Below are 9,695 nucleotides of genomic sequence, written 5' to 3'. Positions count from 1 at the left end.
CACGAGCGCCGGAGCCGACAGCGATGATCTCGCCTTCCTGCGGCTTTTCCTTTGCCGTGTCGGGGATGATGATCCCGCCAGCGGTCTTGGATTCGGATTCGACCCGGCGAACGACCACGCGGTCATGAAGCGGGCGGAACTTCGACTTTGCCATTTTTTCTTCCTCGATGAGAACGGTGAGAAACAGTTCCTCCATCCGGCGGCGCCGGACATGTGGTTAGCACTCACCAAAGGCGAGTGCTAACGTGGCGCTGAAATAGGCTGGCGGCGCGCCGGAGTCAAGGCGCTCGGAGCGCCTCTTGGCGCATGATGATGAACTTACCGGTGCCTGGCCGAACCGAGCACCAGAAGCGGGCACCGTTCCGCCAGCGGATAGCTTCCGCTCGGCACGACGCGCACGTCGCCGAACCAGTTGGCTGCCTCGTTGGTCAGCGTGGCCAGCGTCGCGAAGCTGTAGCTTATGTCCGAGCCTGCATAGACGTCGATCGTGTTGATCGAGGTCATACTCCATCCTGTTCGCGCGGCAAGAGCTTCGCGGTCCGGAAACAGTCTGCCGAATGCATCGCGGATCGTTGCCACCTTGATGGTAAAATCGCGGTCGTCGGTCGTACACGCCATCGCAATCCGCCATTTGAGCGCGTGGAAATTCTCGATCCCGCCGGCCAGAACCAGAGCTTCGATGCCGCACAGATCGTCCGCCGTTTCCGGTCGTGCGAAGACGCGGATCGCTGCGCGCCTGCCAGGCTTCAGCACCCTGGCGACCTCGCCAAACAACGAACTGCGCGCCGCCTGGGAAGCGACCGCCGACAGGCATCCGTCGCCGATGACGGCGTCGATGCTTGCGCGGTCCACGGGCAGGTTAAGCCAGTTGCCGGCGATTGCCCGTCGCGAGCCGTCGTCGCCAGCCCATACGCCGGAAATCATGGCCGCCGACTGGTCGACCGCCAACATCGACTTGCCCAGAACTGCCAATTCCGGGGTAACCCCCAAGAGAAGGACATCGGCATTTCCGAGATCAAGTTCGATCGAATATAGCGACGGTTTCCGCTGTCGGCCGGAGCGGCGCTTCCAGAAGTTTCCAATGGCGGTGGTAATCGTCCCAATGATTTGTCATGCAATTCCATTGGCCCCCTGCACGCCTGGATTTTGGATATCACCGGGGCTTAATAGAGGTCGTTGGACAAGCCAAGAGATTTCAAGGCATCTACAGACAGTCCAGGAGGTGGATAGTGGCGCGTATCGCCGTGATAACGCATGAGCATGACAGGTTCCTGGGCAGGCGCGATATTCTGCTGCGCAGGAGCAGCCCATACATGCTGTTCGACATTCTTGCGGAATTGAAAAGGCGCGGCCATTCGATTCGGGTTCAGCAAGGCCTGTCGAAGCCGGTCAGCGCCGATATGGCGGTATTGCATGTCGATGCCACGGTGACGCCCACGGACTATGTCGACTATGCCCGGAGTTTTGCATTCTGCCTCAACATCGGCGCCGCCGACATATCCAAACGGCGGATCAGTGGTGCATTGATCGACAAAACCGACAGCTGGCAAGGTCAGGTGATCGTCAAAAGCAATCTCAACAATCGGGGAATCCCGGAGACGCTCCTCAACCGGCGATCCGAGCGCGCGGGCAAACAGCCGCCGTTTCCGCATTTGCCAATCTTGCACCCCTATGAGATCCACAGATCTCTCGGCGACGTTCCGGACGGCGTCTTTGATTGCGACGATCTCGTCGTGGAAAAGTTCATTCCGGAGAGAGAACCCGACGGTTTTGCTGTTCGTTTCTGGGTGTTTTGCGGAGAGCGCGAGCGCTGCACCCGCTACGTCTCCCCGAACGGCCTGGTCAAGGCATCGGAGACGATCCGGCGCGAGCCCGTCCCGGTGCCCGACGAATTGCGTGAGCGCCGGCGTGAACTCGGCTTCGACTATGGAAAATTCGATTTCGTCATGCATGAGGGCAGGGCCATCCTCCTCGATGCGAACAAGACTCCCGGCCGTCCGCAAAACCTCGTCAAGATGTTTGCGGCCGGCGCTTCGGATCTGACACACGGCTTCGAAGGCCTCGTCCATCGGGCGAAATAGGCGCGGCTCTAGAGAAACAGCCGCAGCTGCGTGTGAATGATAGACCGGTAATCCTCGATGGTCCGGCGGCTTTCCGCCTCGTCCTCGGCGAGCGCCAGGCGCACCACACCGCCGGCGAGCTGGAAGATCAGCAGAACCATGCGTTCGAACTGCTCGCGCTTTTCCGGCTCGATCAGGGCGATGACATGGTCGCAGAACATTTTGGCTTGGTGCCGCGTTTCGGCGAGGTCGAGGTTCTTGAGCGCCTTGTCGGCCTGGATGGCGTTCTGCAGGTCCTGGATGGCCGGATCGCCGGCGACACGGCTGAGATAATCATCGAGCAGCCGGTCAGCGGCCACGATGACATCTTTCGCCTCGTGGATTTCGGCGATGATCGTCGTCAGCCGTGCCCGGCTGACCTCTGAAAACCGCTCATAGAGCATCGCCAGGATCGCCGATTTGTTGGGAAAATAGTGGTAGACGGTGGCGATCGGCCCGCCCGCCAGCATGCCGACCTCCTTCATGGTGACGGCGTCGATACCCTTTTCCCCGATCAGCCGCATGGTCGTCGACAGGATCGCGTCGATGCGCTCGCGGCTGCGTTGCTGCTTGGGCCTGCGCCTCGGCTCGGTCGCCATTCTCTTCAATTCCGTCATGCACCGATCTTTCGCACGGTTTTTAGATTCCGGTTGACAAGAAATATGATCAAGTATCAGTTTCTGAAATACTGACAGGTTGTCAGCTTTTTTGCCGCGCGGCAAGGACGTTGGGGAGGCGCCTTTGGCTTCGACAGATACCGGCCACGCAGGCAGTGGCGACTGGTTGGTCGGCAATCCGACCGGCTGGCAGCTCGCCTCGGCCCTGTGGATCGGTTCGGTCGGCCTGCTCATCCTCGGCCTGCAGCCGGTGCTGCTCGGAGCTCTCTACACCGAAGGCCATGTCAGCGGCGACGAACTGGCGCTGGTCGCCACCGCCGAGATGATCGCCATTGCCATCGGTTCGGCCGTCGTGGCGATGCTGCTTTCGGCCCACAATATGCGCTGGAAAAGTGCCGTCCTTCTGCTGCTGCTGGCGCTGGCCAATGTGTGGACGGCCTATGCCGCGAGCGCCAACATGCTGATTGCGGCCCGCGCCCTTGCCGGGCTCGCCGAGGGCGGTCTGGTCGCCATCGCCACCGAACTGATCGCCCGCTCGCGGCGTGCCGAGCGCATCGGCGGCTATTTCGTCACCATGCAGACGCTGGCGCAATGCGCGCTCGCCCTGTTGCTGGCGCTCTATGTCATCCCGGCCGCAGGGTCGGCGGGTGGCTTCATCGTTCTTGCCGTCGTCTGCGTCGTGTCGCTGGCGGTCGCTTTCACTGTCCCAGGTGACTATGCCGACCTGCCCAAGGAAGAGAATCTGGCCAATGTGCTGACGGTTCCCTCGATGACCGCGCTGCTGTCGGTCTTCTGCTACTTCATGTTCTTCGGCGCGGTCTGGGCTTTCCTGGAGCCGCTAGGCGCGCAATACGGCATCGATGGCCGCACCGTCGGCCTGATCGTCTCGGCCAGCCTCGCGGTGCAGGTCCTGGGGGCGATGACGGCGACCGCGTTCGAGGCGCGCATCGATTATCGCCTTGCCATCGCGGCGATCGGCGTCGTGGCGCTTGTCAGTTCCCTGGTTCTTGCCAGCAGCCCCGGCCTGACGACGTTCTGGGTCGCTGCCTTGGCCATGGGCTTTATCCTGCTGTTCATCGTGCCCTACCAGATCCGTCTGGCGATCACCGCCGACGAGACGCGCACCGCTGTGCTGCTGGTGCCGGCAGCCCAACTGTTCGGCCTGGCGATCGGGCCGATTGCGGCGTCGCTGCTCATCGATGGCAAGGATTTCCGGCCGGTGCCGGAATTCGCCGCCGCCAGCGCGGTGGCAAGCGTGGCGCTGCTCGGTCTCTTCGTTCTTGTGTCACGTCGCCGTCGTGCGGTTGCCTGAGCGGGGAGCGCCATGTCGAACACCTGGAGCAACTGGTCGGGCTTCGTAAGTGCCGAGCCCAAGCTGATCGCCAGCCCCGGCGATGCCGGTGAACTCGGTGATCTCGTCCGGACCGCGCCTGGCCCGGTGCGCGTTGCCGGCGCCGGTCATTCCTTCACACCGCTGGTGAAATCGCAGGGCACGATCCTGTCCCTGGAGAGACTGGAAGGGCTGGTCTCGCACGACGCGCAAAAACATCAGGCGCGGGTGCGGGCAGGGACCCGGCTCGGCCCGCTCATGCACATCCTGCAAGGCATTGGCCAGGGCCTGCCCAACATGGGCGATATCGACCGCCAGGCGATCGGCGGCGCGCTGGGCACAGCCACGCACGGCTCTGGGCCGACGCTCGGCGCCTATCACACGCAGCTGGAGACGGTGCAGATCGTCGACGGGCTTGGCAAGGTCCGCGACTTCAAGCGGGCAGGGGATCGGGACATGATCCACGCCATCGGTGTCGCGCTCGGCGCTTTCGGCGTGCTCACCGAAGTGACGCTGAACAACATCGCGACCTACCGGTTGCGCCGCCGCAAATATGTGCTGCCGATCACCGAGATGCTGCGTGATTTCGAGGCGATGATGGCCGCGCATCGCTCGGCCGAATTCTACTACATTCCGTTTTCCGGCTATGCGCAGTTCATCGCCAGCGATTTCAGCGATGCCGCACCCACCACGCGGCCGCCGGAAGAGGACGAGGCGGGTTTGAGGACACTGCGCAGGCTGCGCACTTCACTTGCCTGGCTGCCATCGCTGCGTGGCCGCCTGATCCGATCGGCGGCCGCCAAATTTCCCGCCGAGGACTACGTGCAGGACTGGCTCAACGTCTATGCCAGCGACCGGCAGACCAAGTTCAACGAGATGGAATATCATTTGCCGTTCGAGGAAGGGCCGAAGGCGCTGGCCGAGATCATCGAGCTGACCGAGAAGCGCTTTCCCGAGGTCTATTTCCCGATGGAGGTGCGCTCGGTCGCGCCGGACCAGTTCTGGCTTTCGCCATTCTACAACAGGCTGACCTGCTCCATCGCCATCCACCATGACGCCGCGAACGATCCTTTGCCGTTCATGCGGGCGGCAGAGCCGATCTTCCGCAGATATGGCGGCCGGCCGCATTGGGGCAAGATGCACAGCCTCAAGGCGGCGGAGCTGAAAAAGCTCTACCCGCGCTGGGACGATGCCATGGCGGCGCGCCGCGACATCGATCCGGAAAACCGCTTCGTGTCGCCCTACATGGCCGGCCTGTTCGGCATCGAATGATGAGCACCTATTTTTCCACCCTCTCGGATGCGCTGAAGACCGCCGGCATCTTCCGACCCTGCCTGCTGCTCGACCGCGATCGGCTGGACGGAAACATTGCCCTGGTAAAAAGGAGGCTGGATCCCGGCCTGGCCGTGCGGCTGGTCGACAAATCGCTCGCCTGCCTGCCGCTGCTTGCGCATATAGGCAAGGCGCTTCGCCATGAGCGCTTCATGACCTTCCACCCGCCGATCAGCAAGGCGGTGCTGAAGGCGTTTCCGGATGCCGATCTGCTCTACGGCAAGCCGATGCCGATCGGTGCGGCAAGGGCTGCGCTGGTGAAGGGTGATGCCGACTGGTCGCGTGTCTGCTGGCTGATCGACAGCGAGGAGAGACTGGCGGAATACGGTGCTCTCGCTGACGAACTCGGCATCGGCCTGCGCATCGCTTTCGAGATCGATGTCGGGCTGCATCGCGGCGGCTTTGCTGATCCCGCGGCCTTGTCGAAGGCGCTGAGCGCGTTGCCGGTCCGGCTGCATTGCGAAGGCGTCATGGCCTACGAGGCGCATGCGCCGCTCATTCCCGGCCTTTTCGGCGGACCGGCAAAGGCATTGGCGGAGGCGTCGGCGCAGGCTGCGGCGTTCGTCGCCTGTCTCGGTGCCGACCAGCGCCGCATCCTCAACATCGGCGGCAGCAAGACCGCGCTGCTTCATCGTGGCGGCGCGGCCAATGAAGTGTCGATGGGCTCGGCCTTCGTGCTGCCCAGCGACTTCGATACGCCAGGCCTCGACGGCTTCCAGCCGGCGGCTTTCATCGCTACGCCGATCCTGAAAGTGGTCGAGCCGATGCTGCCTGGCCCGCCGGCCGTCACCCGCCTGCTGCAGGCGCTCGGCCGGTTTCCGCGCAAGGGCTGCTATCTCTATGGCGGCAAGTGGATGGCCGAGCCGGTCTTCCCCCAAGGCATGAAGACGAACGGCCTGCTCGGCCTGTCCTCCAACCAGCAATTCATGGGCTTGCCCGCCGATGCGACCGCAAGGCCAGGCGACTACGCGTTTCTAAGGCCGACGCAGAGCGAGGCCGTGCTGCAGCAATTCGGGTCGATCGCCGTGTTTTCCGGCGGAAAGGTCATCGATCGCTGGCCGGCGCTGCCGATGGCGTGATCGAGCTACGCCTTCACCGGTACCCAGATCTCCAGCCCGCCATTGCCGCTGTGGGCATCGAACTCCGGTCCATAGCGCTCGAATTCCGGTGCATCCGCGATTTCGTGACCGGAGGCGGGCAGCCAACTGTTCCAGATCGTGTTGATCGTCCGGCGGATGGATGAGATGTGCTCGCGGTGCGAGAACACCGCATATTTCTGCGCCGGCACCCGCACCCGATAGAAGTCCTTCGGCAGATCCGCAAAGCCGGACACTTCGACGCCGACGACATAGTCGAAATTGCCCGCGTCGTCGCCGTTAAGGCAGACGCCGTAGAAAACGCCTGAGATCTCGCCGGGGATGTTGCCGATATAGGGTGCAAAACGCTGCCACTGCATCGGAATCCCGGCGCTGGTTTCACAGCTGTAGCGTTCGCCGAGGCCGGCGATCAGGAACGGCCGGCTGGTCTCGAAGCGCGGTGGTTCGAGATTGGTGAGGAAGGACTGGTCCATCAGGATCGGCTCCACGAGGTCGAGGTTGTTGGTCGAGCCTTGCGCGCGCACCAGTTCCGGCGTGGTGCCGAACTGATCGCGGAAGGCACGGGTGAACGCCTCATGCGAGTTGTAGCCGGCGTCGAGCGCGACGGCGAGGATGTCGGGCGCTCCGCCGGCCAGCTTGCGCGCCGCCTCGGTCAGCCGGCGTGAGCGCATGTAACCCATCACCGAGCGGCCGGTTGCGGCGCCGAAGGCGCGCGTCACATGAAAACGCGACACACCGCTGCTTTGCGCGACATCGTCAAGCGAGATCGCCTCCGGCAGATGGCTCTCGACGAACCACAGCGCTTTCTCGGTCGGGTTCATGGGGCTCCTTTTCGCATTGGCCGGATCATCTTGGCGTTTCCTGGCGCGGCCAGTTTGATCGAAATTGCGCATTCCGTGCAATCTGCGCCGATCCCATGGGCTTTCGCTTGACAGCGGGCCGCGTCATCTCCTAAGAATGTTATGTTATTACATAAAGTGAGCGTGCAATGCCTGTTTCCGTTAGCTGGCCCACCACTTCGTCCGAGAAATCCATTGCGAAGCGTTTGGTGGAAATCTACGCTGAAGTGGTGATGGTCCCCGAGCCGAAAGGCGAGGGGTGAAAAGGGAACACGGTGAGGCCTGTTCAGGTCGAGGCCGTGGCTGCCCCCGCAACTGTAAGCGGCGAGCAAAATCCGTGAATGCCACTGGCCGGCAAGGCTGGGAAGGCAGGATGGCGCAACGACCCGCGAGCCAGGAGACCTGCCATCACTGAGTTGACCGGACGGGGTGTGCCGGGAGGAAACGCGAATCCCGGCCTTGTCGGCCGGTTCGCCAGCTTCCTTCCGTCGCCAGTTTTGGAAAGTGACGGAAAGTTGGACGGCTCCATCGATCATCGCATCACCATGCGCACGCTTTGCCGTCCCCGCAATCCGGCGGGCTGCAGCCGATGAGCGCAGCGCTTCTCGAAGCCCATGACCTCTGTGCCATGGCGAATGGGCGGAATCTGGTCCAGGCGGTCAGCTTCTCGGTGGCCGCTGGCGATCGCCTTGCCATCATCGGTCCCAACGGCGCCGGCAAGACGACGCTGCTGCGCATGCTGTCGGGCATGCTGCGGCCAAGTTCCGGCGAGGTGAAGCTTGGCGGACGCGGGCTGGACAGGATTTCGGCCGCCGAGCGGGCGCTGCATATCGCCGTTGTCGGCCAGACCGACCAGCCCGATCCGCGGCTGGCGGTGATCGATTATGTCGAGCTTGGCCGGGTCCCGCACGCCGGGCTGCGGCGCAGGAGCGAGGAACGCGACATTGTCGTCAATGCGCTGCGCCGGACCGGCCTGCTGCCGCTGCTTGGCCGCACCGTCGGCTCGCTGTCGGGCGGCGAGCGCCAGCGCGCCCAACTGGCGCGCGCCATCGCCCAGCAGCCCAAAATCCTGTTCCTCGACGAACCGACCAACCATCTGGACCCGCGCGCCCGCGGCGAACTGCTCGACCTCGTGGCAGGCTTCGAGATGACGGTGATCGCGGTGCTGCACGATCTGGCGCTGGTAGCACCCTTCGCCACCAGGGTTGCGGTGATGAACCATGCCCGTCTGCAAGCGCTCGCCGCACCGCGCGAAGCGCTGGCCCAACAGCTGATCCGCGAGATTTTCGGCATCGATGTGCTGCGCCTGCGCCATCCGACCGAGGATCGAGAGTTGACGGTGTTCGAGGTTCCGAACCGTGCCGCGCCGCCGTCGTGATTGAAGCCGTTCCATAGTCGACCCGATCCCACCCACAAGGAGCATACCCGTGAAACGCCTCGCTTTTTCGCTTGCCGTCTCGCTGCTGACCTCGACCGCCTTCGCCTTCCCGGTAACCGTCGACAGCTGCGGCAAGCCGCTGACCTTCGACGCGCCGCCGAAGCGCGCTGTCATCCATGATCTGAACATGGCTGAGATGGCTTTCGCGCTGAAATTGCAGCCGTCAATCGTCGGCCTGACCGGCATCACCGGATGGTACAAGGTCGGTCCCGAATTCAAGGCAGAGCAGGGTTCGATCCCGGAGCTGGCGCCGAAATATCCGACGCTCGAAAACCTCGTGGCCGTGGAGCCGGATTTCTTCTTCGCCGGCTGGTACTACGGCATGAAGCCGGGTGGCGAGGTGACGCCCGACACGCTTGCCCCGCACGGCATCAAGACGCTGGTTCTGGCGGAAAGCTGCGTCCATCTCGACAAGAGGCGCCCCGCCGCCTCGATGGACCTGCTCTACGGCGACGTCGAAAAGCTGGGCAAGATCTTCGGCAAGGAGACAGAGGCGGAAAAGCTTGTCTCTGGCTGGAAGGCGCAGCTCGCCGACATCACCGCCAAGGTCGGCAGCGCCAAGGGCACGCGGGTGTTCCTCTACGATTCCGGCGAGGACAAGCCGTTCACCGCAGGCAAGTTCGCCATCCCCAGCGCCATGATCACTGCCGCCGGCGGCGACAACATCATGGCTGACATGGACACCAGCTGGGGCAACACGGATTGGGAAACGGTGGCGTCGCGCAATCCGCAATTCCTCATCCTGCTCGATTACCAGGACGGTGGCGGCTACAGGAAGCTGCTCGACTTCCTGAAGGCGCGTCCGGCCATGAAGGAGACCGACGCGGTCAAGAACGAGCGCTTCGTCGCCCTCCGCTACGCCGAGCTGACGCCTGGACCCGCCAACATCGAAGCGATCGACAAGATCGCCAAGGCCATGCACCCGGAAGCATTTTGAGCTTGC

10 protein-coding genes and 1 riboswitch are annotated in these 9,695 nt (G+C 63.3%); of the genes, 6 read left to right on the top strand and 4 right to left on the bottom strand.

What is annotated here, in order from left to right; genetic code table 11:
• Positions 1-154 (bottom strand): co-chaperone GroES (locus EN955_RS21315; RefSeq protein ID WP_164750074.1); only part of this gene is annotated, 154 nt, incomplete at its 3' end.
• A gap of 164 nt (positions 155-318) precedes the next feature.
• On the bottom strand, positions 319-972 hold the full coding sequence (locus EN955_RS21310) for a class I SAM-dependent methyltransferase (protein WP_245265388.1): 654 nt from the start codon (positions 970-972) through the stop codon (positions 319-321).
• 140 nt (positions 973-1,112) lie between these two features.
• On the opposite strand from EN955_RS21310, the gene EN955_RS21305 reads away from it, so the two are divergent.
• Positions 1,113-2,081, top strand: coding sequence for a hypothetical protein (locus tag EN955_RS21305; RefSeq protein ID WP_245265387.1), 969 nt, complete (start codon positions 1,113-1,115; stop codon positions 2,079-2,081).
• 8 nt (positions 2,082-2,089) lie between these two features.
• Here EN955_RS21305 and EN955_RS21300 read toward each other — a convergent pair whose 3' ends face one another.
• Entirely contained in the window at positions 2,090-2,716 is a 627-nt protein-coding gene (locus tag EN955_RS21300; protein WP_024504861.1) for a TetR/AcrR family transcriptional regulator, read from the bottom strand.
• 124 nt (positions 2,717-2,840) lie between these two features.
• Here EN955_RS21300 and EN955_RS21295 point away from each other — a divergent pair, with 124 nt between their 5' ends.
• The 3 genes from EN955_RS21295 to EN955_RS21285 are packed head-to-tail and all read left to right on the top strand — an operon-like array spanning position 2,841 to position 6,457.
• A complete protein-coding gene (locus EN955_RS21295; protein WP_024504860.1) occupies positions 2,841-4,028 on the top strand; it encodes an MFS transporter in 1,188 nt (395 codons plus the stop codon).
• A gap of 12 nt (positions 4,029-4,040) precedes the next feature.
• Complete coding sequence (locus EN955_RS21290; RefSeq protein WP_024504859.1) at positions 4,041-5,318, top strand: D-arabinono-1,4-lactone oxidase; 1,278 nt, start codon at positions 4,041-4,043, stop codon at positions 5,316-5,318.
• The gene (locus tag EN955_RS21285) at positions 5,318-6,457 is read left to right on the top strand and encodes an alanine racemase (protein WP_024504858.1); all 1,140 of its coding nucleotides are present in this window, start codon (positions 5,318-5,320) and stop codon (positions 6,455-6,457) included. Before EN955_RS21290 ends, EN955_RS21285 begins: the two co-directional genes overlap by 1 nt.
• A 5-nt stretch (positions 6,458-6,462) precedes the next feature.
• Here the strand turns inward: EN955_RS21285 and EN955_RS21280 are convergent, their stop codons facing one another.
• A complete protein-coding gene (locus EN955_RS21280; protein WP_024504857.1) occupies positions 6,463-7,296 on the bottom strand; it encodes an AraC family transcriptional regulator in 834 nt (277 codons plus the stop codon).
• A gap of 235 nt (positions 7,297-7,531) precedes the next feature.
• A riboswitch (cobalamin riboswitch) is annotated at positions 7,532-7,739 on the top strand.
• Positions 7,740-7,903: 164 nt separating this feature from the next.
• On the opposite strand from EN955_RS21280, the gene EN955_RS21275 reads away from it, so the two are divergent.
• Both EN955_RS21275 and EN955_RS21270 read left to right on the top strand, forming a co-directional pair.
• Positions 7,904-8,692 carry an ABC transporter ATP-binding protein gene (locus EN955_RS21275; protein WP_024504856.1) on the top strand — a complete coding sequence of 263 codons (789 nt, stop codon included), beginning with the start codon at positions 7,904-7,906 and terminating at the stop codon, positions 8,690-8,692.
• 49 nt (positions 8,693-8,741) lie between these two features.
• Positions 8,742-9,689, top strand: a complete 948-nt coding sequence (locus EN955_RS21270; RefSeq protein WP_024504855.1) for an ABC transporter substrate-binding protein — start codon at positions 8,742-8,744, stop codon at positions 9,687-9,689.
• Positions 9,690-9,695: the final 6 nt, after the last annotated feature.

It is taken from the genome of Mesorhizobium sp. M7A.F.Ca.CA.001.04.2.1 (assembly GCF_003998485.1).
In the GTDB taxonomy this organism is placed as follows: Bacteria; Pseudomonadota; Alphaproteobacteria; order Rhizobiales; family Rhizobiaceae; genus Mesorhizobium; species Mesorhizobium ciceri.
This window is presented reverse-complemented; position numbering and strand designations above follow the sequence as displayed.